This is a genomic window from Paraburkholderia fungorum (assembly GCF_902833645.1).
Taxonomy (GTDB): domain Bacteria; phylum Pseudomonadota; class Gammaproteobacteria; order Burkholderiales; family Burkholderiaceae; genus Paraburkholderia; species Paraburkholderia fungorum.
The window spans coordinates 627,016-652,118 of the sequence record NZ_CADFGE010000003.1; the positions used below are offsets into that span (position 1 = coordinate 627,016).

Annotated in this window: 21 protein-coding genes; 13 read left to right on the forward strand and 8 right to left on the reverse strand. The window is 60.6% G+C overall.

All coding sequences use genetic code 11. From position 1 onward, the window contains the following. Positions 1–285: 285 nt before the first annotated feature. On the reverse strand, positions 286–1,239 hold the full coding sequence (locus HWX91_RS13940) for a LysR family transcriptional regulator (protein WP_042273722.1): 954 nt from the start codon (positions 1,237–1,239) through the stop codon (positions 286–288). A gap of 143 nt (positions 1,240–1,382) precedes the next feature. On the opposite strand from HWX91_RS13940, the gene HWX91_RS13945 reads away from it, so the two are divergent. Beyond that, entirely contained in the window at positions 1,383–2,138 is a 756-nt protein-coding gene (locus HWX91_RS13945) for an SDR family NAD(P)-dependent oxidoreductase (protein ID WP_028194296.1), read from the forward strand. Between the two features lie 385 nt (positions 2,139–2,523). On the opposite strand, the gene HWX91_RS13950 is transcribed toward HWX91_RS13945, so the two are convergent. The 3 genes from HWX91_RS13950 to mdlC form a co-directional block, all read right to left on the reverse strand. Next, positions 2,524–3,795 carry an MFS transporter gene (locus tag HWX91_RS13950; protein WP_244144075.1) on the reverse strand — a complete coding sequence of 424 codons (1,272 nt, stop codon included), beginning with the start codon at positions 3,793–3,795 and terminating at the stop codon, positions 2,524–2,526. A 364-nt stretch (positions 3,796–4,159) separates the two neighbouring features. After that, positions 4,160–5,611, reverse strand: coding sequence for an aldehyde dehydrogenase (locus HWX91_RS13955; RefSeq protein WP_028194298.1), 1,452 nt, complete (start codon positions 5,609–5,611; stop codon positions 4,160–4,162). 54 nt (positions 5,612–5,665) lie between these two features. Beyond that, positions 5,666–7,285 carry a benzoylformate decarboxylase gene (gene mdlC, locus HWX91_RS13960; protein WP_028194299.1) on the reverse strand — a complete coding sequence of 540 codons (1,620 nt, stop codon included), beginning with the start codon at positions 7,283–7,285 and terminating at the stop codon, positions 5,666–5,668. A gap of 102 nt (positions 7,286–7,387) precedes the next feature. Here mdlC and HWX91_RS13965 point away from each other — a divergent pair, with 102 nt between their 5' ends. The 11 genes from HWX91_RS13965 to HWX91_RS14015 all read left to right on the forward strand — a co-directional run bounded on the left by HWX91_RS13965 (position 7,388) and on the right by HWX91_RS14015 (position 19,610). Beyond that, entirely contained in the window at positions 7,388–8,296 is a 909-nt protein-coding gene (locus tag HWX91_RS13965) for a LysR family transcriptional regulator (protein WP_028194300.1), read from the forward strand. Between the two features lie 831 nt (positions 8,297–9,127). After that, entirely contained in the window at positions 9,128–10,492 is a 1,365-nt protein-coding gene (locus tag HWX91_RS13970; RefSeq protein ID WP_052660611.1) for an MFS transporter, read from the forward strand. A 37-nt stretch (positions 10,493–10,529) separates the two neighbouring features. Beyond that, positions 10,530–11,435 carry a hypothetical protein gene (locus HWX91_RS13975; RefSeq protein WP_102857529.1) on the forward strand — a complete coding sequence of 302 codons (906 nt, stop codon included), beginning with the start codon at positions 10,530–10,532 and terminating at the stop codon, positions 11,433–11,435. 58 nt (positions 11,436–11,493) lie between these two features. Next, positions 11,494–11,925, forward strand: coding sequence for a GlcG/HbpS family heme-binding protein (locus HWX91_RS13980; RefSeq protein WP_028194301.1), 432 nt, complete (start codon positions 11,494–11,496; stop codon positions 11,923–11,925). Positions 11,926–12,038: 113 nt separating this feature from the next. After that, positions 12,039–13,115, forward strand: coding sequence for a porin (locus HWX91_RS13985; protein WP_028194302.1), 1,077 nt, complete (start codon positions 12,039–12,041; stop codon positions 13,113–13,115). A gap of 70 nt (positions 13,116–13,185) precedes the next feature. Further along, positions 13,186–13,590 (forward strand): nuclear transport factor 2 family protein, encoded by a 405-nt coding sequence (locus tag HWX91_RS13990; RefSeq protein ID WP_030099285.1) that lies wholly within the window; start codon positions 13,186–13,188, stop codon positions 13,588–13,590. Positions 13,591–13,601: 11 nt separating this feature from the next. Further along, positions 13,602–14,900, forward strand: a complete 1,299-nt coding sequence (locus HWX91_RS13995; RefSeq protein WP_042273724.1) for an MFS transporter — start codon at positions 13,602–13,604, stop codon at positions 14,898–14,900. 281 nt (positions 14,901–15,181) lie between these two features. Then, entirely contained in the window at positions 15,182–15,553 is a 372-nt protein-coding gene (locus tag HWX91_RS14000; protein ID WP_028194303.1) for a BON domain-containing protein, read from the forward strand. Positions 15,554–16,244: 691 nt separating this feature from the next. After that, entirely contained in the window at positions 16,245–17,201 is a 957-nt protein-coding gene (locus tag HWX91_RS14005; protein ID WP_244144068.1) for a glycosyltransferase family 9 protein, read from the forward strand. Between the two features lie 56 nt (positions 17,202–17,257). Next, positions 17,258–18,148 carry a glycosyltransferase family 9 protein gene (locus tag HWX91_RS14010; protein ID WP_244144069.1) on the forward strand — a complete coding sequence of 297 codons (891 nt, stop codon included), beginning with the start codon at positions 17,258–17,260 and terminating at the stop codon, positions 18,146–18,148. A 172-nt stretch (positions 18,149–18,320) separates the two neighbouring features. Next, on the forward strand, positions 18,321–19,610 hold the full coding sequence (locus tag HWX91_RS14015) for a hypothetical protein (RefSeq protein WP_052660613.1): 1,290 nt from the start codon (positions 18,321–18,323) through the stop codon (positions 19,608–19,610). Between the two features lie 639 nt (positions 19,611–20,249). Here the strand turns inward: HWX91_RS14015 and HWX91_RS14020 are convergent. The 4 genes from HWX91_RS14020 to HWX91_RS14035 all read right to left on the reverse strand — a co-directional run bounded on the left by HWX91_RS14020 (position 20,250) and on the right by HWX91_RS14035 (position 24,830). Then, positions 20,250–21,392 carry a porin gene (locus tag HWX91_RS14020; protein WP_025647921.1) on the reverse strand — a complete coding sequence of 381 codons (1,143 nt, stop codon included), beginning with the start codon at positions 21,390–21,392 and terminating at the stop codon, positions 20,250–20,252. A 422-nt stretch (positions 21,393–21,814) separates the two neighbouring features. Further along, the gene (locus HWX91_RS14025) at positions 21,815–24,067 is read right to left on the reverse strand and encodes an LPS-assembly protein LptD (protein WP_042273728.1); all 2,253 of its coding nucleotides are present in this window, start codon (positions 24,065–24,067) and stop codon (positions 21,815–21,817) included. A 161-nt stretch (positions 24,068–24,228) separates the two neighbouring features. Continuing rightward, complete coding sequence (locus HWX91_RS14030; protein ID WP_025647919.1) at positions 24,229–24,480, reverse strand: hypothetical protein; 252 nt, start codon at positions 24,478–24,480, stop codon at positions 24,229–24,231. Continuing rightward, a complete protein-coding gene (locus HWX91_RS14035) occupies positions 24,480–24,830 on the reverse strand; it encodes a hypothetical protein (RefSeq protein WP_127837973.1) in 351 nt (116 codons plus the stop codon). The genes HWX91_RS14030 and HWX91_RS14035 overlap by 1 nt, the downstream gene beginning before the upstream one ends. 47 nt (positions 24,831–24,877) lie before the next feature. On the opposite strand from HWX91_RS14035, the gene HWX91_RS14040 reads away from it, so the two are divergent. Further along, the gene (locus HWX91_RS14040) at positions 24,878–25,042 is read left to right on the forward strand and encodes a hypothetical protein (protein ID WP_156034497.1); all 165 of its coding nucleotides are present in this window, start codon (positions 24,878–24,880) and stop codon (positions 25,040–25,042) included. Positions 25,043–25,103 lie beyond the last annotated feature (61 nt).

The window sequence follows — 25,103 nt, forward strand, 5'->3', positions numbered from 1 at the left end:
TAGATACGAGCATTCGCCGGCAACGGTTGATACCAAGTTAAGCCGCTTCCCTCCCGCTTGGACTCGAACTGTTCGCGCCAAAGCGCCGCAGCGTACCGGGCTCGCGGTCACCGCGCGGTTCGGCGTGCTGTACGGCAGCGCGCTGCGCACGATGTCGGCGGCCCGCTCACAAAGCGGCACGCGGGCTCGCTGCACGATCGACACTCGCCTCGTCAAAAGGCAAGCCGCACGTTACGCCCGCCGGACCAATTACGTCGAACGCGTCCACTGGCGGCAAACCCAGAATCACGATCCGCTTGCGCGCAGTGCGTATGCGTGGGACGGCGCGGGCGTGCTGTCGTACGGTCTGAAGACTTCGATGACCCAGTCGACAAATACCTTCAGACGGGCGCTGTTGTACTTCGATTGCGGGAAGACGATATGCATCGGATGGAGTGGCCGCTTCCAGTGCGGCAGGACCTGGACGAGATCACCGTTTTTCAGCCACGGCTGCGCCATGAACGAAAAAGTCTGTCCGACACCAAGTCCGCTTACCAGCGACGTGAGATGAGCCGTGCTTTCGTTCACGAAGACGCCTCTCGCTCCTTTTGGATCGACGGTGATCGTTTCGTCGCCCTGCTCGAAAAGAAGGGGGAATACTCGACCGCTCAACGAGGAAAAATAGCCCACCACTTCATGACGTGCGAGCAGATCGTCGGGATGCGATGGCGTGCCGCGTTCGGCGAGGTAGCTCGAGCCGGCATACGTGCCCCATTCGAGCCCCGCGAGGCGTCGCGCGACGAGCGACATATCGGTCAGTTCACCGCCACGGATCACACAGTCAACGCCCTCGCCGATCAGGTCGACCTGACGGTCGCTCACGCCAACGTCAAGCTGGATTTCCGGGTAACGCTTGCGGAACGCGGGCAGGTGTGGAAGAAGGATCAGGTTGGCGAGAGAGGAGCCGATATCGACACGGATCCGACCGCGCGGATTGCCGTGAGAGTCCGCAAACAGACCATCCATCTCGTCGATGTCGGCGAGCAGCTTGACCGCGTTGTGATAGTAAACCTGGCCTTCTTCTGTCACCACTACGCGACGGGTTGAACGCTGGAAGAGCCTCACCCGAAGATGGGTTTCCAGTTCCTGAATGAGTTTGGAGACCGTGGCGCGCGGCACGTTCAAGGCGTCGGCCGCCTTGCTGAAGCCCCCCGATTCGGCAATCCGTACGAAAACGCGCAGTGCTTGCAGCTGATCCATTGATTCTTCCTCATAGCAGATGAGCCTTTAGCTTAACGATTATCCATGCACGTGGAAAATCAATTCGCTCTAGCGGGGTTTATTCGTGTCTCATGGACGTCTATCGTTACTTCCATCAACACTTAACAACCCGGAGCAAAATCATGAGCAAAAAACTGGAAGGTAAGGTAGCCCTCGTCACTGGCGGCACCAGCGGTATTGGCCTGGCGGCAGCAAAAGACCTCGCTGCGGAAGGTGCGAAGGTGTACATCACAGGGCGCCGGCAGGCCGAACTGGAAGCTGCAGTTGAAGCGGTCGGGCACGGTGCTCTCGGCGTGCGGGGTGATGTCACCCGCCCCGAGGATCTCGACGCACTTTTTGCAGAGATTCGAAAGAACGACGGTCGTCTTGACATTCTCTACGCCAACGCAGGTGGCGGCACGATGGCGCCGCTGGGCGATATCTCCGAGCAACATTTCGACGACACGTTCAACCGCAATGTGCGCGCAGTTGTGTTCACAGTGCAGAAGGCACTTCCACTGATCCAAAAGGGTGGCTCGATCATCCTGACGGGGTCCATCGCGGGGTCGACCGGTACAGCGGCGTTCAGTATTTACAGCGCCTCGAAAGCGGCGGTGCGCGCTCTGGCCCGCAGCTGGGTGCTCGATCTGAAGGACCGCGGCATCCGGGTGAACGTGGTAAGCCCGGGTTCGACGCACACGATTGGCCTCGCCGAACTCGGTGGCGATACCAAGGACGGTCAGGATGGTCTGCTTGGCTACCTGGCCTCGCTCGTGCCGATTGGCCGCCTCGCTGACCCGTCGGAAATTGCCAGGGTCGTCACGTTCCTCGCATCGGACGATTCGAGCTTCATCAACGGCGCGGAGATTACGGCTGACGGTGGTCAGGCGCAAGTCTGATCGGCATGCTTAAAGTATGAGGTTGCTGCCGGACAGCGCAGACGATAATCCGCGAGCGCCTACCCGCCCGTGTGCGCGCTGTCCGCCGCCGCGATGACATGCGTTTCCGCTTTTCCGCGCACCGGGCAATAACTCGATGATGACTCGAAACACCCGCTTCTGCTTTTGATGACAATGGCGTGAATCGCAAGGACGTCGACCTCAGGCAGGCTGCGGCGGCTGGCGCGCGCCTTTGGAGAGTGCAGTCGCACGCTCGCACAACGCAACAAATGTGTGACGATACCAACCGCTCTTCAAGCCGTCCGATACGCTAAAGATTGACTGCTTCAGATAGCGGCGATCCGCACCTCCTGCCCGATCGCCGCAAGTCAGGACATTGCGCCCCTCAAACCCCCGGCCTCGGAATATGGCGCTTGACCACCGTCAGCGCGACCATCACGATCAACATCGCGATTCCGAGCATCCACAGGTACGACGATGCCCCGCCGGCCGTAATCACCACCGCACCCGCAAACGCGCTGGCAATCGCACCGAGCCGGCCGAACGCGAGCGCCGATGCGGTGCCGGTGGCACGCACACGGGTCGGATAAACATACGCACACAGCGCGAACATCGTCGACTGAACCGCGTTGACAAACAGTCCGTGCACGCCAAGACCGAGGATCAGCAAGCCGGTGTGATCGGAAATATTCACGCCGAGCAGCAGCAACGCGCTCGCCGCGCCACCCGCGCTACAGAGAATCAACGGCCAACGCGAGCCGGTGCGCGCAATCACCGCGGCGCACAGCAACGCACCCAGCACGCCACCCAGGTTGTACGCGGTGAGCCCCGCACCCGCCACCGATACCGACAGGCCCTGCGTGCTCAGCATGGTCGGCAACCAGCTGAACGCGCTATAGACGGCCAGCAGGCATAAGCAGAACGCGCACCAGATCGCCACCGTATCGCGCGCCAGACCTTCGCGGAACAGTGCGGTAAAACCCGTGTGTTTCTCGACGGCCTGTTCGCGCGAGTCGGTAAATACGCAGTTGCTTGCGACCGGACGCGACATCCGCCCAAGCAGGCGTTTGAGTTCCTGCCAGCGGTGCGGGTGCCGGGCGAGAAAGCGCGGCGACTCGGGCAACGTGAAGATCAGCAACACGCCGAGCGCGAGCGGCAGCACGCCGCCGATCATGAACAGCGCGCGCCATCCATACGTCAGCAGAATTTCGTGTGCGAACAATCCCGCCACCATGCCGCCGAGCGGCACGCAGACAATCGTCGCCGTGACGGCCAGGGTGCGGCGGCGAGCCGGCGTAAACTCCGCGGTCATGGTGGTCGAACTCGGCAACGCGCCGCCAATGCCGAGGCCGGCGATAAAACGCAGCACGGCAATCGTCACGATGCCGGGCGCAGAGCTGATACCGCAAGTGGCGGCACCGAACACCAGCACGCTGCCGATCACCGCCCAGCGGCGGCCAAAGCGGTCGGCCAGCAATCCGGCGCACGCACTGCCGATGCCCATGCCGATCAAACCGGCCGCGACCACCGGCGCAAAAGCCGCGCGTGTAACGCCCCATTCCTTGATCAGCACGGGAATTGCAAAACCGATCAACTGACTGTCGAACCCGTCCAGCACGATCGACAACGCCGCGAGCAGCACCACGATCTTTTGCATGGCGGTGTAAGGACCTTCGTCGAGCGCACGGCCGATGTCGACCGCGTGACGCCCCTCTCCGATTCCCGCGTGATTGCCGGCGAGCGACGCATCGGCCGGGCCGGCCGGTGGTACATAACTGGTCATGCAACTGTCTCCTGATATGTGCGCGCGATCTGAGCGCCGCGCTTTTGCCGTCATGCTTCGGGGTCACGCTTTGGGCTCAGTATGTGAGCGAGCGGCCGCCTTCTGACATTGCCATTTCGAGCAAAAGCCATGACATGTATGCATGGCTTTCGCGGCGCGTATCGTTGCGGCGCTCAACGGCACAAGGACACGTTGGGACACGCAAGAACATGCAGCGTCCGCAACGGCGCTCGTCCCTTCAGAACGGATAATGACGTGGCGTGGTTTGCACGGTCATCCAGCGCAGATCCGTGAATTCAGCAACGCCCGCCTGCCCGCCGAAGCGTCCAAAGCCGCTGCCCTTCACGCCGCCGAACGGCATTTGCGCTTCGTCGTGAACGGTCGGTCCATTGACATGACAGATGCCCGATTCGATGCGCCTTGCAACATTCATCGCGCGTGCTACGTCGCGGCTGAACACCGCCGATGAAAGCCCATACTCGTTGTCGTTCGCACAGGCCACGGCTTCGTCTTCGCCGTTGACGCGCACGATGCCCTTCACGGGCCCGAACGATTCCTCGCCATAAATACGCATCGCCGGCGTGACATGATCGAGCAGCGTGGCGGGCATCAGGGTGCTGTCCACCTTGCCGCCGCAGACGAGCGTGGCGCCTTTGGCCAGCGCGTCGTCGATCAGCGCGTTGCAGCGTTCCACCGTCGCCATATCGACGACCGATCCCAACACCACTGGACCTTTGCGAGGATCGCCGAGCGGCAGGCCGCGCGCCTTCTGCGCGAGCTTTGCAACAAACTGATCAGCGATCCGTTCGTCGACGATGATCCGCTCCGTCGACATGCAGATCTGCCCGGAGTTGGCGAACGCGCCGAATGCCGCGGCATTGACGGCTGCGTCGAGATCCGCGTCGTCGAGCACGATCAACGGGGCCTTGCCGCCGAGCTCCAATACCGACGGCTTCAGATAGCGTGCGCAGGTGGCCGCGATAATCTTGCCCACGTGCGTGGAGCCCGTGAAATTGACACGCCGGACTTTAGGATGGGCAATCAGCGCCTCGACCACAGCGCCGGCGTCGGCCGGCGCGTTGGTGACGAAGTTCACCACGCCCTTGGGCAAACCCGCTTCCTGCAGCACTTCGATAATCAGGCCGTGCGTGCCGGGGCAGATCTCCGAACCCTTCAGCACGACGGTATTTCCACACGCAAGCGGCAGCGCAATCGCCCGCACCGCGAGGATCACCGGCGCATTCCACGGCGCAATACCGAGCACGACGCCAGCCGGCTGACGCACGCCCATCGCGAGACTGCCGGGCACATCGGACGGGATCAACTCGCCGCCAATCTGCGTCGTGAGCGCCGCGGCTTCCATCAATCCGCCAGCCGCGAGATGGACATTGAAGCCCGCCCACATCGCCGACGCCCCCGTCTCCGCGGCCATCACGCTGGCGAACGCCTCGCTGCGCGCCTCGAGGGCGTGCGCTGCTTTCATCAGCAGCGCACGGCGCTCGCCCGGCCCGAGCGCGGACCATGCAGGAAATGCCGCTGCCGCCGCATCAGCCGCGGCTACCGCATCGGCAACCGTGGCGGCGGGAGCGCGCGTCGCGACTTCGCCATCCAGCGGATTGCGACGCTCGAAGGTGGCGCCATTACTCGCCTGCACGGCTGCGCCGGCGATCAGCATGGAAATACTCTGCATCGTGTTGTCTCCTGCGGAAAATTGTATGAATGCGGGCGCGGGGCTCGCTTAAGGTCAAGCCACGACGACTTCAACGAGCCTCGGTCCGGTTGATGCCAACGCCTCGCGCAAGACTTCATGCAAGCGTTCGGCATCGGTCACGCGCGTGCCATGGCAACCCATGCCCGCGGCCAGCGCTACGAAGTCGAGTCCCGGCAGATCGGTGCCTTGTACAGGATCGTCCGGGCCAAAACCGAATTCCGGCGCGAAGTCCTGCAACGCGGCGTAGCGCGAATTGTTCAGGATCACGAATGTGATCGGAAGTTTCATCTGTACGGCGCTGTAGATTGCCTGGATCGAATACATGCTGGAACCGTCGCCGATCAGACCGATCACGCGCGTGCCGGGTTTCGCCAACGCCACGCCGACAGCAGCCGGCATGCCATAACCGAGGCCGCCGCTATCCATCGTGTAGAAAGTGCCGCTGCGCGTGAACGGCAGATAGTTCTGCATCACCGGCCGCGAACTCGGCGCCTCCTCGACCACGATATCGTCCGCGCGGCGCACCTCGGCGAGCGTCTGCAATGCGAAAGCCACTGACATTAACGCAGACGGCTCCGCGCGCGGACGTGCGGCGCGCGGCGCGGGCAACGGACGCGGTTTCGGTGCGGGCCGCGACAGCAGATCGGCCACGCCCAAGCGAATATTGCCGACCGCCGCTGTTCCGGTCGGCGCCCATGCCGCGATAGCCGGATCGTCGATCAACTGGCACAGCGTCGCGCCGGCCGGCAGATGCGGGCCGTGACCTTCGACGTGATACGTGAAGGCCGGTGCGCCGATCACGAAGATCAGATCGTGGCCGCCGAGCAGTTCGACGATCTTCTCGCGCATGGCCGGCAGGAAACCGGCGAACAGGCGATGGTCTTCAGGGAACGCGCAACGGCCGGTCATCGGCGCGACGAACACCCGGGCGTTGTGACGCTCAGCGAGGCTCACCACTTCGTCCCAGCCGCCGGCCCGGTCGACCGCGCCGCCCACCACGAAAGCCGGCCGTTCACAGGTATCGAGCGCCGCGCCGATCTGCTCCAGCACGAACGGCTCGGGCCGCGTCTCGTTACTGACTACGCGTGCCGGCACCGGCTGCGCCGCGCGGTCCCAATCGTCGACGGGAATCGACACCAGCACCGGCCCGCGCGGCTCCTGCATTGCCATGTAATAGGCCCGCGCGATCGCCAACGGCACGTCTTCGGCGCGCGCCGGCTCGATGCTCCATTTGACGTACGGCTTCGGCAATTCGGTGGCCTGGTTCGACGCGAGAAACGGGTCGAACGGCAGAATCGAACGGGCCTGCTGCCCGGCGGTGATCACGATCGGCGTGCTGTTGCGGAATGCGGTGAAGATATTGCCCATCGCATTGCCCACCCCCGCCGCCGAATGCAGATTGACGAATGAAGCGTTGCGGGTGGCCTGCGCATAACCGTCGGCCATGCCGACCACGACCGCTTCCTGCAAACCCAGCACGTAACGGAAATCCTGCGGGAAATCGCGGAACAACGGCAATTCCGTCGAACCCGGATTGGCGAACACCGAGGTCATGCCGAGGCGGCGCATGAGATCGATGACGGCGTCGCGCACGGTGAACGGCTTGGATTGAGCGAGTCCCGATGCATCTGAACGGGGCGCGTTGCTGGTCATGCCTGTCTCCTGTAGATGAGCGCCGTTTCCTGAAGACCCATTATCGGAAGCCGGAGGTTAATTGAAAATTGCCTTTTTCGAGAAAAGGCATTACTTTTGCGCATGACTTTCAATCTTCAACAATTGCATGCGTTCGCCACCATTGTGGCGAGCGGCAGCCTCGGCCGTGCCGCGGAAGTGCTGCATGTCACGCAGCCCGCGCTGAGCCGCACCATCAAACGGCTCGAGGATGAGGTCGGCGCGCCGCTGTTCGAACGGCACTCGAAGGGTATGCAGCTTACTGCGATCGGCAGCGCGCTGTTGCCGCACGCCACCCTGCTGCAACGCGAAGCCGATCACGCGCGCGAGGAAATCGACGCGATGCGCGGTCTCGCGAAAGGAACGATTCGCGTCGGCGCGGTGGCAAGCATTGCGACGCTCGTGCTGCCGCTCGCGGTGAGCGGCGTGCTCGCGCGCTGGCCGAATCTGCGTGTGGAGATTATGGAAGGGGTGTGGGACCGTCTTGCGGACAGTCTGATGAAACACGAGATCGATCTCGCGCTCAGCATGGCGGTGCCCGACACGGATGAGATCACGGCGATTGCCGATTGCCGTTGGGAAGACACAAGCTATGTGGTCGCCGCGCTCGATCATCCGCTGCGCAACACAGCGGATTTGTCGCTTGCCGACACGCTCGATCAGCAGTGGTGCGTCCCGCCGCGCGGGACGGGTCCGTTCGAGCATATGCAGCGCGTGTTTGCCGAGCACGGCTTCGGCATGCCGCCGATCGCTGTCGAGACGCGTTCGATCACGGTGTTGAAGAGCCTCGTGACGCGCGCGGGGTTTCTGAGCTGGATGGCCATGCCGATGTACGACACCGAAAGCGCCGCCGGCGTGTTCGATACGCTGCCGATTCCGGGCCTCGTCGCACGCCGCACGTTAACGGCGTTTCGCCGCCGTCAGGGGATTTTGCCGAGTCCGGCAGTGAAGTTACTGGAGCAGCTTCGGCTGCTGACCGCGTCGCAGAATTGACCGCACGTGCGCGCGCTAAGACGGTGCTGGAAAATCGCTCGGCTTTCAGACGCACAGTTCCGAGTTCCGTTTGCCGGGCGCCTTCCCGCAGCGTGAATCGATACACTGCGCGAGCAGTGGAATGGACTCCCGAAACTGACGACCAGATTGCGGCGCCTTGTCAAGATGACGGTTGCAGACTGCCTTCCTGGTAAAATAGTAGGTATCCTTATTAGATAGCTTATGAGATGCGGCAGTGGCAGCCGAACCATGCTATGTGATGAAGCGTTCACCGACAGGAACAGCTCGTCGAGCAGCGGCAGATAGCCTATCGCGAAGTCGATCTGCCCGATTTCGAGCGCCTGGGCCAACTCGGTGCTGCCGAACTGGCAGGTTTCGACGCGCACGCCCAACGCGCACTCCCGAAGTTCCCTTACTGACGCTGGCAGGAAGACTGTCTCACCGAAATCGATCACGTGAATCAGTAAGGTCCGCCGTCTGCTTGTCAGCTGGTCGGGTCGAAACTCAAACCCTCGTCGAACGTTAACTGCAGTGCAGGACCGCGGCAGGGCTCACGCTGCGCTCCACGTCGATCGCGTCGCATACCTCAAGTCGACCGAATAAATATTCATGCTGTCTATATGAAAAATATACCGCCCTGCATGGACACCGGCGCTATCGCTTCCTTAGACTGCGTGCGTTGCTTCGTTTTTTACCCAACAAAGGCCTCAAAGCAAATCGCGTAGCAAGGCACGCGGATAGGGTAGCGGTCCGTCAGTCAGCCGGTAAAGCCGGTCATAAAAATCGCTCGCAGCGCGCACACAGCCCGTATTGCGATGCACAGGAGGGGACATGAACACGACAAATCAGGTCGATCTGGAAACACTCATCAACTCGCAGCGAGTCGGGCGCTTCCAGATCCTCGTCATTGCGTTGTGCGGACTCGTCGCGATGATGGATGGCTTCGACATGCAGTCGATCGCGTTCATCGGGCCCGAGATCGCCGTCGCATGGCACATCACACCGCGCGTATTCGGCTTCATTTTTAGCGCCGGCCTGCTCGGCGGGCTGGTAGGCGCCGTGCTGTTCGGCCGCATCGGCGACAGTCGGGGCCGCAAGGGCGCGTTGCTGGTCACGCTGCTGCTCGTGAGCATCGGTTCGCTGCTCACGCCGTTTGCGTCGTCGATTCCCGGCTTGATCGCTGCGCTCGCGTTCACCGGCCTCGGGCTGGGTGGCGCGATGCCTAACTTCATCGCGCTGGCATCCGAATACTCGCCCGGCCGCAGAAGGGCCTCGCTCGTCGCGATGATGTTCTGCGGCTTTCCGCTGGGTGCCGTAGTCGGCGGCTTCATCTCGGCGCGGCTGATTCCGCTGTTCGGCTGGCAAAGCGTCTTCTTTACGGGCGGCGCGTTCTCGCTATTCGCGCTGGTGGTGGCCATCGCGTTCATTCCCGAATCCGCGCGCCTGCTGGCTTTGCGCGGCAAGCGCGACAAGGTGCTGCCGATCCTCGAGCGGATGGGCTGCGCCGCCGCATGGAACGGCGAAGTCGGCGCCGCCACGGGCGGCCGCGTGTCGGTGCGCAGCCTCTTCAGCGACGGACGCGCGCGGGGCACGCTGCTGCTGTGGATCGCGACCCTTCTCAGCATGTGCATGCTGTACATGCTGATCAACTGGATCCCGATGATGGCTCGGCGCAGCGGCCTAAGCATAGAAAACGCGGTGATCGCGGTGGCGATGCTGAATCTCGGCGGCATCGTCGGCAGCACAACGCTCGGGCGCGTGTCCGACGCGCTCGGCCGGCCCGCGATCGTGGTCGGCAGCGCGTTCTCTATCGGCGCGCTCGTGATCGCATTGATCGGCTACGCGCTGCACTCGGGTCCTGGCGTGTGGGCTATCGCGGTGCTGGCCGGCTTCTTCAGCTACGGCGCGCAGCTCTGCACGGTTGCGCTCAGCGCAGCCTTTTACGACACCTTCTCGCGTGCAACCGGGATCGGCTGCTGCATGGCGGCGGGGCGGGTCGGCGCGATCGCCGGGCCGATCTTCGGCGGCATGCTGCTCGGTTCCGGCTTGGGAGCGCCGTCACTCTTCATGCTCACCGGCCTGACCTCGCTCGGTGCCGGCGTAGCGATCCTGACCATGGGAATCTTCGTGCTGAAAGGACGTCGGCGCGACCCGCATGGTGCCGACAGTCCGGCCGTCATCCGGCGCGCGACCTGAACCACACATAACGAACCATCAACCCGGAGCACCGCGAATGAAAATCATCCCTTTCGTCAATTCAGACTGGGCCAGCGACCATCCACTCGGAACGATTCTGTTCAAGCACCTGTTGAGTGGCGAACCCGGCTCGCCCGACAACTTCATGTACGTCCTGGGCCGCCAGGATGGCGACTTCTCGATGCCGACGCATCGCCACAACTTCGAACAGATTCGCCTGCCTCTGCGTGGCGCGATGGATCACGGCCGCACCGGCGTGCTGCGCGAGAACGAGATCGGCTATTTCCCGGAAGGGCTCGCGTATGGACCGCAGAACGATCCGCTCGGCAACACGCCGCCCGGCGAGCGCATGCAGCTGGTGCTGCAGTTCGGCGGCGCGTCCGGCTATGGGTTTCTCGACATCGAACGGCGCCGCAAGGCCCGCGCAGAGCTAACCGCGATCGGCGAATTCAAGGGGCCGTTCTATCACTGGCCCGACGGCAGGAAGGACTGGGCGCTCAGTGCAATCTGGGAACGCGCGATGGGAAGCCGGTTGCGCTACCCGCACCCGCGTTACCGCCATCCGATCTTCATCAACCCCGAGTCGTTCAACTGGCTGGCGATGACGGGCACGAATGGGGTCACGCACAAGTTCCTGGGCGCGTTCTCCGAGCGCGGCGTGTGGATTGAGATGATCCGGCTCGAGTCCGGCGCCGTCTGGCGCTCTACTGATCCGCGCGGCCGCCGGATTCTGACCGTGCTTGAAGGCGAAGGCACCGTAAAGGGACAACCGGTGGGCTATCTCGGCACGCTGCAGGTGGAATCCGATGAAACCGTCACCATCGAGGCCACGCAGGCGATGGAGCTCTTTCTCGTCGGCCTGCCGCCGGTCGAATTGCCCGGAAAGGAATCGGACCGCTACGACGAGGAGCCGATGCCGGACGAATCAACCGTGCACCAATGAGCTCCATCCGTAGCCAACTGGAACCACCCGAAACCATTTGAGGAATCGAGAAAAACCGATGCCAAGCCTGTCCCTTAGCGCCGCTTCACAGATCGCCGATACCGCGCTCACCCGCGCACGCGCGATCGACTGCAAACCGTTGACCGTCGCTGTGCTCGATCCCGGCGGCCATTTAATCGTGCTCAAGCGGGAGGACAACTCCGGCATCCTGCGCCCGCAGATCGCCCACGCGAAAGCCTGGGGCGTGCTCGGCATGGGCCACGGCGGCCGCCTGCTTGCGGAGCGCGCCGCGCTAGCGCCCGCGTTCTTCGCGTCATTGGGGGACATCTCCGGCGGCCGTATCGCGCCCGTTCCCGGTGGCGTGCTGGTGCGCGACAGCCATGACAACCTGGTGGGCGCGGTCGGCATCAGCGGCGACACATCCGACGTCGACGAAAGCTGCGCGGTGTTCGCGATCGAAAGCGTCGGCTTTAAGGCTATCTGCGACTGACGGCGCCCGGTTGCGGATCTGGCGGCTCCGCACCGCGCCCTCCCGCATCAATAAATATTCGGTAACGCATTGAAATAAATTAAAAGATTGATCGACTCAATCAGGAGACCTATATGAAACTTCGCTGGCTGCTTCTCGTCGTTGGCCTTTCCCTCAGTTCGGCAGTCTTTGCGCAAAGCAGTGTCCAGTTGTTCGGCATACTCGATTCCGGCATCACCTACGTGTCCAACCAGAACGGCAAGAGTAACGTTTTCTATCAGAGCGGCACGATGGTGCCGACCATCGTTGGCCTGCGCGGCACCGAAGACCTGGGAGGAGGACTTCGAGCGATCTTCAAGCTGGTCGACAACTTCAACGACGGCACCGGCGCAATGGTCAACGGCCTGCTGTTTGGCAAGGAAGCGTGGGTCGGTCTTCAGGACCAGAAGTACGGCACGCTGACGCTCGGCAACCAGTTCGATTACATGTTCCGCTACATGACGATCGACCGCTGGGGTTACATGCTCAAGTACAACCCGGTGTACTACACGCAGCAGGGTCCGTTCTCGAAGCTCGGGCTGCCGGGCGGCGCGTTTGACTTCGACCGCACAGCGGGCAGCATCACCACCAACAACTCGGTTTCCTATGAGAGCCCAATCTTCCATGGTTTCGGGTTCGGCGCGATGTACGGGCTCGGCGGACAGGCTGGATCGACCACCCAGGACAGCACGCAGAGCTTCGGGCTGCGCTACTCCAATGCGCTTGTCACGCTCGACGCCGCCTACACCTACACGCGGTTTCCCGGCATCAACAACGGCAACAACGGCATTCGCAACTGGGGGATCGGCGGTCGCGTCAACATTTACAACGCCGCCATCGACGCGATGTTCACGAACACCGAGAACACCTACAACGGCGGACGCGTGAACGTGTACGAGATCGGCGGCTACTACTCGCTCACCGGTGTGGACGAAGTCACGCTCGAGTACCAGTACGACCAGGGTAACGCGGTGCTGAGCGACAACAAGGCGCAGCAGGTCAATCTGACCTACGCGCACGACCTGTCCAAGAGGACTTTGGTGTACGTGACCCTGGCCCATCAATGGGCAGGCGGCGACGGACAGGCGCTCGCGACGATCATCGGGTCGACCGCGAGTTCGTCGAACGGCAACCAGACGCTCGCGCGGGTTGGTTTGACGGTGCGTTTTTGAACCGCGGCGCTTGCCGCGATGCGTCGCGCGCGAAGGGTCATCACTGTTTCGGATAACCAGGAGATTGTTTGTGATAAGTAACGAAGACGTCCGCGCCATCGAGCGCCTGCTGAGCGATTTCGCGTGGTGCGCGGATCGCGGAGACGGCGAATCGATAGGCCGGCTGTTCGTGCCGGATGGCGTGCTGCACGTGGGCGGTGCCATCCTGAGCGGACGCGACGCGATTGCGCGCGACTGCGAGCGGCGCCATGCCGAGCCAGGCCGCAAGACCCGCCACCTCTGGTCGAACCTGCGCGTCGACGCGATCGACGCGAACCGCTCACAGTCGACCGCGGTGCAGATTACGTTCGAGCACCGCGCATCGGACGGCTCGCTGCAGGTGCGGGTCAACGACGTCTTCGACCAGCTGCGCCGCGCCGAAAACGGTGGGTGGCTGATCGAGAAGCGCGTCATCCAGCGCGAAATCGCGTTCTAGCGGGGAAAGCCATGTACCTGGACCAACGGAGTACGGCCGGAGCCGCCCGCGTGCGGCTTTCCGGCCAGCAGTTGCGCATCATCTTGCTGTGCGCGGCCGTCACGCTGGTCGACGGTTTCGACACGCAGTCGATCGCGTTCGTCGCGCCGCATATCGTCGATGTCTGGCGAGTCAGCCCGGTCCTGTTCGCGCCGGTTTTCGCGGCCGGTTTGCTGGCCAGCTTTATCGGCGCGCTCGTGTTGGGCCCGATGGGCGACCGGGTCGGACGCAAGCCGGCCCTCGTGATCTCGCTCGCAATCTTCGCAGCAGGCTCGCTCGGAACGGCGTTCAGCGACTCGATCGCATCGCTGATCGCGATGCGGCTCGTCACTGGGCTTGGCCTCGGCGGCGCACTGCCCTGCTCCATCACGCTCGCGTCCGAACATGCACCCGCCGAGCGGCGCGAATCGCTGGTTTCGCTGATGTTCTGCGGATTCCCGCTCGGCGCGGTACTGGGCGGCCTGTCGTCCGAAGCGATGGTCGCGCTGTGGGGATGGAAGAGCGTGTTCATCGTCGGCGGCCTGTTGCCGATCGTGCTGGGTGCGCTGTTCGTGCCGCTCGTGCCTGAATCGGCCAGCTTTCTCGCGAGTCGCGGGTCGTCGGCACCGGGCAACGCGAGCGCCGGGCGCACGGCGCCTTCCTCGCGCGCCGTTACCGTACACCTGCTCTTCACCGAAGGCCGCGCCGTCGGCACGCTGCTGCTGTGGACGACGCTGTTTCTCAGCCTGCTGCTGACGTACTTCCTGATCTCGTGGATTCCACTGATCGCTCGTGCCAGCGGCGCAAACGTCCGTGCCGGCGTGATCGCCGTGTCGTTGCTCAATCTCGGCGCGGTGTGCGGCTCGATTCCGCTCGGCCGGCTCGGCGACCGCTACAGCCCCTGGCGGGTGATCCGAGCCGGCTTCGCCGCGGGGGCGGTCCCGATCTTCTTCATCGGCCTCGGCCAGCATTCGCCCGTACTGCTATGCGTCGCTACCTTCGTTGCGGGGATGCTGAGCATCGGCGCGCAGATGTGCACCGTGTCCTACGCGGCTGCCCTCTACAGCACGCAACTGCGCGGCACGGGCGTCGGCTGGGCGATGGGCATCGGCCGTCTGGGCGCAATCGCAGGCCCTATGCTCGGCGGCTTGCTCGTGAATGTCAGCATGAATCCTCCTATCCTGTTTGCGTTCGCCGCGGGCGTGTCGCTCGCGGCCGGCGGCTCAATGTGGGCGCTCGGGACGACGGGCAGCGGCCTCGCGGAACAGATCGTGGACGGCGGCACGCGATAACTGCGGCAGACCATTGGCCCCGCGGATGGCAAACCGACGGTATCGCGGCGTCTCTGGTGATCTCGACGAAGCTGCGATCAGCGATGTGCTGGCCGCGTGGGCTCTATCGTGCGAATGCGCCCGGCTAAAATTCACGTTCGGGTGAGAATGACGAACGAGCAGGACCCGGAGCATGGGCGAGAGTCTGCTACGAATACAAGCGAAAGTTTGTGATGCTGTACTGAAGATGGTTCTGTCGCGGGCTATGAAGTCAAGAAAACTCTGACATCAGGAGCAACAGCATGAAACCGATTAAAAAACTTAGCCTGGTTGCTGGGGCAATGTTGATCGCCGCCGCCTCGCTTCAAGCGTATGCCCAGGACGCATCTGCGCCCGCCACGGCTACGAGCGGTGCGACTTCGACCGCCAGGCAACAGTCCAAGGCTGCAAGGGCGGCCGACCGCGCGCTGTCCCGCAAGGTTCGCGCTGCGCTCGCGAAGGACAGGGACCTCAGCGGCGCCAGCATCACCGTACGGGTGAAGGACGGCGCGGTCACGCTGCAAGGAATCGTGCCGGAGCAGTCGCAGATTGACCGCGCAGCCCAGGTCGCCAAGGGCGTTGCTGGCGTGACGTCCGTCAAGAATGCATTGACGATCCGGGCGCTCGGAAGCTGACCCGCACAACGTGCCGGTAGCCGCCGAGCGCGTTGAGACACAGATGAGCCACCAGGCGGTCCACTTGCCGGATCGCCTGGACGGCTTTTTTTTGGATTGGTTTCCTACGTTTATGTCGCAACCTGATGCATCTGCAGGCTCTGTCATCTTGACGATGGCGGACGGACTGTTCCGGCAGGCAAATCGGTTTCCTTATCAACTGAGGTGGCGTGCAATATCGGTCACTGTCCAACGATGCCGTGCGACCAGGTGAGCCCCAGCTTCGCGCGATGATGGGACCGAGTCGTCTTGCGGCGTCGTCGCAAGGCAGAATGCGGACCCAGGCTACCAAGGAATGCCTGCTGGCGCACCGGATCACGAAATCCGGATTCAAGACATCACTGAGAAAGTTTCGCCAAAAATGAGCCGCAAATCCTCCGTCCTGGTCTCGCCGACGGGAAAAGCGCAGCTTGCCCTGGAGCGCAATACTCCCAAGGCCAGATAAGGTAGATATGCCGGGCCTACGCACTTCACCGCAGTGATCGTCGGGGGCTGCGCCGTCGCGCTTTTCTCCAGCATCATTTTCAAAGAACAGCGCGTGGACTGGCCGACAAGCTGACTCAGCGAACGTAAACCTCGGTAATGACCGTTGTAACTCAAGTAACGTGCGCTGAATCTAGACTGTGGCCAATTCACTGAACGGCCTCCATTCATGACCTGGCAAGCGCTTCGCCAACTGTTGAGAGTGCGCCAATGGAATGTATCTATGCGGCAGGCAATCCAAACAGTAACCCGTGTGGCATTGATTCTTTCACCGGCAGTGGGCGACTCACTGCTGATGATGACGGTTGCGCGTAACCTTCAGAAACACAGTATTGCAGTCACCGTGTTTGGCCAGCATGCGCATGCTTTGCGCGATTGGTTTCCCGGCGTCGATATCCAGGCAGAGTTAGGCGATGATCATCTTGCACATAAACTGCACCGCTTTGATACGGTCATCCAGATGCACAGCAATAGACCGTTTGCGGGGCTGGATCGCATGCATCCCCGGGTAATCCTGCTCGATCACATCTGTCGCGCCCGCTCGTCAGAATCGATGGCCGACAGGCTGGCTCTATTCTGTCGTGACGAGTTCGGTTTGCTGGATGCCGCGAAAAGTAACGGCATCACGCCGCCGCCAGGACTTCAGCATCGGAACTACCCGCTTCGCGTCGCCATCCATCCAACGGCGAGCACCGTGGACAAACGCTGGCTGGCGTCCCGCTTCGTTCAACTGGGGGTGGAATTACGCGACCAGGGTTTCAGCCCGCAATTTGTGGTTGCACCGCACGAACGCGCGGACTGGAAACACGTCGAGCGTTTAGGCATGGCGCTGCCTGATCTCTCTTCGCTTGATCACGTCGCCGCATGGCTTTTCGAGTGCGGGTGGTTCATCGGTAACGATTCAGGAATTGGCCATCTTGCATCGAACCTGCAGATTCCCACCCTCTCATTGTTCATGCGCCGCGGTATCGCGCGCACGTGGCGCCCCGACTGGGGGACCGGACGAGTGCTGATTGGAGGCGCCTACTTGCCCACGGGACGTCTGAAGGAACGCTACTGGAAATACCTGTTGTCCGTCGGCAAGGTGATTCAGGCATTCGAGCAGCTACGCGCCAATTTCTCATGAATCCGCTACCTTTCCCTGGCCTGGCGGCAGACGGACCCAGCCGCATCGCAGTAGTCATGTCCAACGCAATTGGCGACACGCTGGTGTTGATGGTCATCGTGCAAAATCTCTTGAGAAACGGCATGGATGTCACGGTATTCGGGCGCCCAGCTCACGCATTGCGACACTGGTTCCCCGATGTGACAATTCAACCATTGCCATGCGAGGCGGATGCCAGGGCAATGCTGGCGCCCTACCACGCTGTCCTGCAAATGCATCGGAATCAGCCGATTCCTCGCCTGACGGAAATCCACCCTTGTGTCCTCGATCTGGACGGGGTCGTATTCGGGGACCGCACAGGGTGTATGGCGGAACGCTTCGCCGACTTCTGCCGCGACGAACTCGCACTATCGAATGTCGATTTAAACAACGGGATGAGGCCCCCGCCCGCGCTACGACACCGCCAATACATTCGCCGGATCGCAATTCATCCCGAGGCCAGCACGGAGGACAAGCGCTGGCTATCGCGACGTTTCGTGAAATTGGCCCACAATTTGCGTCGGCGTGGATATGACGTCAACTTCGTGATTGCACCACACGAACGCGAGCGCTGGTTCGAACTGGAAAGATGGGGCATCCCCGCGCCGGAATTTAGCAGCCCTCATGAGCTGGCATGCTGGTTATACGAATCTGGCTGGTTTATCGGAAACGACTCAGGTGTCGGGCATCTTGCTTCAAGTCTTAATATTCCGACCATCAGCCTGTTCCGACGGCGCCGCGTATCTGAGCGCTGGCGCCCAGCGTGGGGAACCGTCAACGTTGTTTTACCCTGGCAATGGGTTCCTACCGCACGGCTCAAAGAGAAACTCTGGCGCCAAACACTCACGTGCGCACGCGTGTTGTCGGCGTTTCAGCGCATGGTTCGAGATGACGGCGACACAGCGAAACCTGGTTCAGGTCAGCGATAAAGCGATTGCTGGTTCCGAAATGCCAGTACGTTGTGCTGTTGCCTGAGCCACGGTGTACGGACACCACTGGCGCCCTGTTGACTGCGGCTCTCCCGGGTTCGCGCATGGAGGAAGGCTTCCCCGGCGCGATGGTTCACAACCACTTATCGGAATTCAACTTGCGCTACGCTCGATGATGTCAGAAACCAAAGCAGTGTTCTTGCATGCCGGATACAGAACGGCGGGCACATGGCTATGGTCGTGTTTTCGCCGCCTCAACGAAGTCACCGCCTACTATGAACCGTTGCACGAGATGTTGTCGACGATCGACTCGACAAATCTGGCGACGAGTACGGCCGACAGTTGGCATTCGGGCCATCCGAGACTAGAGAAACCGTATTTCGCCGAATTCGCTCATCTGCTTGGACCTGATGGACGAGGTATCCCCGGCTACGAAGAGCGCTTTTCAATCGATTGCTTCACGGGACAAACTCCCGACGGGGCTGACCGGCTTGAGACCTATCTACGCAAGCTGATTGCCGCGGCTCATGAGCAAGGCGGCGTGCCTGTCTTCAAGTTCTGCCGGTCGTCAGGTCGACTTCCGTGGTTCCGCAGCACCTTCCCGGAGGCCGTGCACATCGTGGTCGAGAAAAACCCGATTTCTCAATGGCTGTCCTGCTGGGATCTGCTCGCCGCTCACGAAAACCCGCATTTTGTGGCCGTGCCGTTTGCCGTTCTGGCATTGAACAGACATGCACCGATGGTCGGCAGGGTGCTCGACGCGCTACACATCGATCTGCCAGATGTATCGCACGAGCCTGGAGAAGAATCGTTTGGAACATTCCTCGATTTTTGCAGGCAACATGCCGTGAGCGTTGCACCCGCCGCTGCGTATCGGGCCTTTCTTGGACATTGGCTCCTTACATTACAGCATGCGGCAACCCACGCACATGCGATCTTCGATTGCGATCTTGCAGCGCGGTCGCCCGCTTATACGCAGGCCGCGGAACGCTGGGTGGCCGATCTAACGGGACTTGCGCCATCGTTCGGAACCGTGCGTCAAGCGATCGGGGACAATCGCGACTGTGGGTTCGACGCGTCGGAAGGATTGAAGATCCATCTCGAAGCCATGCATTTCGGCAAGGAAATGGTGCGTAGCGGCGCCGTGCATCCCGATACCTTTTCGCTCTGGGCCAGCAAACTCGCTCAGGCGACGCAGGTATTGGCTTTCGGTGCACAGGCAAACTGGCCGCAGATGCAGGTTCCTCTTCATCGGGCTACACGTATCGTGGATATCGCGTTGATCGACGGTGCGGGGTTTGACACAGTGTTGGCAGGTGAACTCGCCGCAACGCGGACGGCTTTAGGAGAAGTGAGGCAGCAACTTGCCAGACTGCAGGGTTCGCCGTTCTGGCGCCTGACGGAGTTGGTACGCCAGCTGTGCTCGCCGAAACGTTCCACCAGTTCTGTCAACGACCGATGAGGGGAGCAAGCCCACCAGTCCATACGGAAATTGAGAAAAACACGCAACGATGAGCGCCTGAATCAGGCCACCTCCCTCCTTATGTCACGCCGCAAGACATTCCAGATATCGTCTTCCTGCACGTAGCCGCGCGCCAGCGGCGCGGATGCCTGACTGGTGTCGAGACGGGCTGACTGACTTCGTTCAATTGATGCATAACAATGTAGACGATAGGTTTGCGGCCATGACATTGCGCAGTGATCGAATGTTCTATAGTTCGACTCTAGCGAATTCCATGACGCCCTCGACTAAAGCATGTAACGCGAATCTCGTTCTATAACAAACGATTTTTCTGCAATCGATCGTTATATCTTTGGCAGCGCATTTTTTTTGTTATCCAAATTTATTACGCCAACGAAGGACAATGAGCTTCGATCTGGAATAATCGAAGCCGGTCCTCAGATCAACTTTCGAGCGTGCTGAGATTCGTCCTCCTCGCAACACAAGACAGGGCTCGTCACATTTTCCGTGAAATGCTGCTGCGACATTCCTCCAGAGCGCAAAACTCGCCTGCGTTTTACGCGCTCCCGACGGCCGTCCCATTCAGGACGCGCCCGCCCCCGGCGCGCGCGTCGACTTTCAGGCAGAAAATGAACTCGATCAGAATCGAACGCGTATGCCCGCAGTGACGGCCAGCTGCTCATTCGAGCTCGACATAGACAGCCCATTGATCACCGCATGGATGCCGCTGTTGCCAGTATCGCTGACGTGCTGGTACACACCTTGAAGATAGACGTCCGTGCGCTTGGACAGCGCATAGTCCGTCTGCAGCGTGAACTGGTTCCACTTCGGCGCTACACCATCGATACGACTATCGGTGAAGGTATAAGCCGCTGACACCGAGACCGCCGGAGTGAAGTAGTAGTGTCCATTCAGTTCATAGTTGCTAAAGCGCGCACTATTGCTGGCAAAGGAAAGTCCGTTCGACGTGCCGGACGCTGAAGCTCCGATTCCCGCCAGATTACCGACGATCGTTTGCGTGAATACGAGGCCCACCGTCGCGTTAGCAAACGCATAGTTGGCGCCTGCGCCCCACGTCCTCTGCAAGCTAGACGTAAAGGTCGCGTCGTTAGTCACCGCTCCACCGGAGTTCAGGTCTGTCCCACTATTGTTCAGCTGTAAATACCCAGCGGCAAAATTGACCGGGCCATAGTTATACGTAGCGCCCACACTGTACGCCCGGTTTGTTGAGAAGTTGCCGGCGCTATTCGAGAAACCGTACAGGCCGCCGAATTTCAAACCGCCATAGTTGACGCTTGCGTACTTGATCGAATTATTGATGCGGAAAGAGTTATCAAGGTTGTCGTTATCAAACGGATGAGCGGCTTGTGTGCCGCCGAATCCCGTGCCCGTTAGCGAAAGAGGTGCAAGGTAGTCAACGACTGAATCGTACTGACGACCCAGTGTAACAGCACCATACTGATCGCTCGAGAGACCTACGAACGCCTGACGTCCAAATTCGAGACCATTCTGACCCAGCTTCCCATTCGCGATATTGAAGCCGTTTTCAAGTACGAAAACAGCCTTAAGCCCTCCGCCCAGATCTTCGCTTCCGCGCAGGCCAAATCGACTCCCATTGACCGACCCGCTCGTTTCCTGAAAATTTTTGCTACCGCCCTGGTTATTCGTGTACGTCAGGCCGGCATCGATAAGGCCGTAGAGTGTCACGCTGTTTTGCGCATGCGCAGTGGCTGCGAAAGTAAATGCGCTCGAGGCTCCGAGCACCATGAGAATTCTTTTCATCAACATATCCTTCAAAGAAAGTTTACCGCGCATGGAAAAGTCATTTCGACGCGGCGAATACACAGCAAGACAACGAGCTAATGACCCTGCACCCGTTGATCAGCGATTAGAACTGAATGGAGAACAAGCACTGTGGGGCGGTGACAACGCCTGCGTTTACCGGTCGTTTCATAAATCGATACCTGTAACAAGGGTTCGCTGCCGACTGTTCGATCACGTCGACCGGAATCCTTTGCGATACGGGCTGATATCATCCAGCGATGCGAAATACCCCGGGTAGTCGTCAATGACATCGTCACGCCTCGAAACTCAGGGTAAGGTCCAGGAAGGGCTGTCAGTTACTGAAAGCCATGCAAACGTAGTCGTTAATCAGAGAGCAATCAATGCTTGCGCCGCGATGCTATCCACGATGTCTGCAATGGTTATGGATAGCTCGAAAAGCGCGATTCGGGCAATGCGGACGGCGCGGCAGAATAGCCCGGGATGCTTGCACGGAACTGCTGCTGCAATCCATTGTCGATGTGACTCAAACCATTGAGTTGCAGTTGCATCAGGAAGCGAGTGCCTGTAGTGGGTGTCGTTGTCGAACTGACGTTCGTGTACTTCTGAAAGGCAAAGCTAACGCTCCAACAATCAGCCAGGTATTTCAGACCAATCAACCCGGCGAACACTCGATGACTGACAATGTCGTAGTCGATCTGGCCGACACCAGACAGGCGCCGTGTCAATGGAAACTGCCCCGAGAGCAGTACCTGATTCTCCGTCTCATCGTCGAGGGTCGCATTGGCTCTCGCGTACAGGTACGCCGCATTGAAGACACTCCCCGCGGCGCGCTTCCACCCAAGGCCGATCGTGGCCTGCGTAAACTCCCCGCTGGACTGGTTGTATTCAATCCCTTGCTGAACCGAGACAGCGCCGATGTTCAGTGAGTCGCCAGCGATAAGATTCGACGGGCCGACAGTCGGCGGCGAATCGCCCGGCATCGTCACCTGCGTGTTCCGGAAGTAGTATTCCTGCGCGAGTACAAAGCGCGCCAGCTCATTGCCGTTCGCGGCATCGACGAAGCGCGTGGTGATCCCCGCTGTGATGCGGTTCATGTCGGATACGCGGTCGCCACCGACGAAGCGATTGCTTGTGAAAACCTCAGCGAGGCCAAAGTCGAGCGGCGCGGTGTCGAAGATTGGCGCGTAGTTCTGGTTTCGATACGGTGTGTAAACGTAATATAGCCGAGGTTCGAGCGTCTGGATCAGACCGACACCGAAGAGATTCACACTGCGCTCGAATGTCATGCCGGAATCAAACGATAGCGTCGGCACGTTGAAGCTAAACGTCGTCGGTTGGCCCGCCGGTGCACCCGTGCCGATAGAGCTCAGGTTGTATGAAGCAAAGTGCCACTGCAGTTTGGGTGTCGCATACCAGCCGGGTTGCCCGAACTCATAGCTGACATACGGGTCGAACAGAAGCCGCTCGCCTTGCGTCGAATTTCCAACCGGGATCGTAAAGCGCGTTGCGTCCCATGTCGCGCCGAAGTCAAAGCCGCCGACATCGTAGCGCGCGTACTTGACGTTTAGTTCCGGCTCGCGGTTATACGGCGGAGTCGCATCGGAAAACGACTGCCAGTACTGCACGCGCGTCAGCACGGACCACGGTCCGTGGTTAAAAGCAACGCCCGCTTCCTGCTGGAACAGGCTTTGGCCGCCGACCACCACTGAACTTGAATTCGCGAGGTCAGTCGTCACGTTCGCATCTGAAACGCGCTGGTAGTTCACATAGGCGGAAAAACCGCCGCCAAGTGTTTGTTGATGCTGAAAGGAAATCGAGTAACGGTTTGTGTTCGTCAATGCATCGTTCGGAAGATAAGCAAATGACAGCGTCCCCGAATACGACGGTGTCAGATAGCGAAAGTCCGTCGTCAACATCACGCCGCGTTTCGACATCAGGCGTGGTGTGAGCGTCAGGTCATAGTTCGGCGCGAGATTGAAGTAGACGGGCACCGCGACATCGTAGCCGTTCGTCGAGCTAATCGAAAACGTAGGCGGCAGAATGCCGCTTCGGCGCGTCCCGTCGAGCGGGAACGACAACCACGGTGAGGCGAAGATCGGTACACCGAGGAAGAACAGAACGCCGTTATGCGCTACGCCGTTGTTTTGCGCGTTGTCGAGGTCGAGCCGCGACGCACGCACATACCAAGCCGGATCGTCGACACACTGGCACGTCGTATACGTGCCGTCGTAAAGCGTTTCTTGCTGATCGTCGTGCAGTTCGACGCGGGAACCACTGCCTTTGCCGTCGCTCAGGATGAAATGGTATCGCGGCGTCGTCATCATGCCCTCGTTCGAATCGACATGAAGATGCGCGTAGGGCCCGATAAACTGATTTCCGTCGCGAGTCAGCACCACGTGCCCGAATGCATCCGCAACGTCCTGATCTACGTCGTAATGGATCGCGTCAGCCTGCACGACAGAGGTGGCACGACGCAACTCGGCGCTGCCCTTCAGTGACAGATCCGCATCGTATGTGCCTGTCGCTTCGCTACCGAGACCAAAAGTCACGGCAGACATGCCTGGCGCGAGCGGATGCTCCTCGAGCCGCGGTGCGAGCAACAGGCTCCATGGGTCGTTCGTCAGCTCCGGCTGCGCGGGCATGCTGCTGGACTGCGCATACACATGACTCATGCATACGGGCAGCACAAACAGGATATCGAGCGACCGTCTGAGTAACCACGAGCGCGCGCGACGCCCCACGGGCGCACAACGAGCGAGCGATACGGCACAGAAAATGGGCCTGAGCGCGGAAACGACTGCCTTTCCGGATCTGGAGCGCACAGCTTCCAGCGTTACCAGAAGGACACTCCGATAGGAAACTGGAACTTCTGATACCGGTCGCCGGCATTCTTGAGCGCCTTGGTCAGATTGTCTTTGTCGAATTCATGCATACCGGCAAAATCAATCGTGGCGATTGCTAGCCGCTCCGCCACCTGTACGATGAATGGCGCAGCCGCATGCGAAAGACGCGTGACGAGCGTATTCACCATGATGGGAGTCAAACTCTTCAACGCGAGCTTAAGGAGCCGCCTTACGATCGTCATCAACTCCGCTCCTGATGAACGTCGTTCTGCACAGCGCCGGCGCCTCGCATCTTCGACACGAGTCTGGACACGGCACTCGCAGCGTAGTCCACCGTTTGATGAACCTCGGCGTAGCCAGTGAATGCGGGCGGTTTCGGCGTCGCGAGAGGCGAGTAGGCGCCTTGAGGCGGCAATCCATGCATATGCCATTCGCAGCCCGCCCAATCGCCTGGCTCGCACAGGGCGACATGATGAAACACATTCTCTGAACCGTACTTTTCGTTACGCAAACCGTTCCTTTCAACAACTGAGATGAAAGAATCTGCTCGAGTCAATGCCGCGTAGAATCCTGGAAAGACGACTTTCATCATGATGTGGTCCTGCTACTCAACCGAAGATGAGAAGCAAGATAGACGACATGGAGACTTTATTGGTTACCGGTTGTTTACCCGGTTTTACTCAAGCGCCCGCGATTGCTGATAAGGCCTGGTTCAAGGCCTCAAACGACGTGCCCACTCATAGCGCGCTGTTCCAGCAAGTCATTGCGCGCGGAGAGTATCCGAAAGATAGCGACGCGATTTGACGGCGCGACTGTACAAGTTGAGTACACGCCCATAGGAGTATCTGAAATTCGGAATGGCAAA

What these genes read in the sequence shown, in the direction of transcription:
- HWX91_RS13940 (WP_042273722.1), bottom strand. Translation starts at nt 1,239, where the DNA reads ATGGATCAGCTGCAAGCACTGCGCGTTTTCGTACGGATTGCCGAATCG.
- HWX91_RS13945 (WP_028194296.1), top strand. Translation starts at nt 1,383, where the DNA reads ATGAGCAAAAAACTGGAAGGTAAGGTAGCCCTCGTCACTGGCGGCACC.
- HWX91_RS13950 (WP_244144075.1), bottom strand. Translation starts at nt 3,795, where the DNA reads ATGCAAAAGATCGTGGTGCTGCTCGCGGCGTTGTCGATCGTGCTGGAC.
- HWX91_RS13955 (WP_028194298.1), bottom strand. Translation starts at nt 5,611, where the DNA reads ATGCAGAGTATTTCCATGCTGATCGCCGGCGCAGCCGTGCAGGCGAGT.
- mdlC (WP_028194299.1), bottom strand. Translation starts at nt 7,285, where the DNA reads ATGACCAGCAACGCGCCCCGTTCAGATGCATCGGGACTCGCTCAATCC.
- HWX91_RS13965 (WP_028194300.1), top strand. Translation starts at nt 7,388, where the DNA reads ATGACTTTCAATCTTCAACAATTGCATGCGTTCGCCACCATTGTGGCG.
- HWX91_RS13970 (WP_052660611.1), top strand. Translation starts at nt 9,128, where the DNA reads ATGAACACGACAAATCAGGTCGATCTGGAAACACTCATCAACTCGCAG.
- HWX91_RS13975 (WP_102857529.1), top strand. Translation starts at nt 10,530, where the DNA reads ATGAAAATCATCCCTTTCGTCAATTCAGACTGGGCCAGCGACCATCCA.
- HWX91_RS13980 (WP_028194301.1), top strand. Translation starts at nt 11,494, where the DNA reads ATGCCAAGCCTGTCCCTTAGCGCCGCTTCACAGATCGCCGATACCGCG.
- HWX91_RS13985 (WP_028194302.1), top strand. Translation starts at nt 12,039, where the DNA reads ATGAAACTTCGCTGGCTGCTTCTCGTCGTTGGCCTTTCCCTCAGTTCG.
- HWX91_RS13995 (WP_042273724.1), top strand. Translation starts at nt 13,602, where the DNA reads ATGTACCTGGACCAACGGAGTACGGCCGGAGCCGCCCGCGTGCGGCTT.
- HWX91_RS14000 (WP_028194303.1), top strand. Translation starts at nt 15,182, where the DNA reads ATGAAACCGATTAAAAAACTTAGCCTGGTTGCTGGGGCAATGTTGATC.
- HWX91_RS14005 (WP_244144068.1), top strand. Translation starts at nt 16,245, where the DNA reads ATGACCTGGCAAGCGCTTCGCCAACTGTTGAGAGTGCGCCAATGGAAT.
- HWX91_RS14010 (WP_244144069.1), top strand. Translation starts at nt 17,258, where the DNA reads ATGTCCAACGCAATTGGCGACACGCTGGTGTTGATGGTCATCGTGCAA.
- HWX91_RS14015 (WP_052660613.1), top strand. Translation starts at nt 18,321, where the DNA reads ATGATGTCAGAAACCAAAGCAGTGTTCTTGCATGCCGGATACAGAACG.
- HWX91_RS14020 (WP_025647921.1), bottom strand. Translation starts at nt 21,392, where the DNA reads ATGAAAAGAATTCTCATGGTGCTCGGAGCCTCGAGCGCATTTACTTTC.
- HWX91_RS14025 (WP_042273728.1), bottom strand. Translation starts at nt 24,067, where the DNA reads ATGAGTCATGTGTATGCGCAGTCCAGCAGCATGCCCGCGCAGCCGGAG.
- HWX91_RS14030 (WP_025647919.1), bottom strand. Translation starts at nt 24,480, where the DNA reads ATGACGATCGTAAGGCGGCTCCTTAAGCTCGCGTTGAAGAGTTTGACT.
- HWX91_RS14035 (WP_127837973.1), bottom strand. Translation starts at nt 24,830, where the DNA reads ATGATGAAAGTCGTCTTTCCAGGATTCTACGCGGCATTGACTCGAGCA.
- HWX91_RS14040 (WP_156034497.1), top strand. Translation starts at nt 24,878, where the DNA reads ATGGAGACTTTATTGGTTACCGGTTGTTTACCCGGTTTTACTCAAGCG.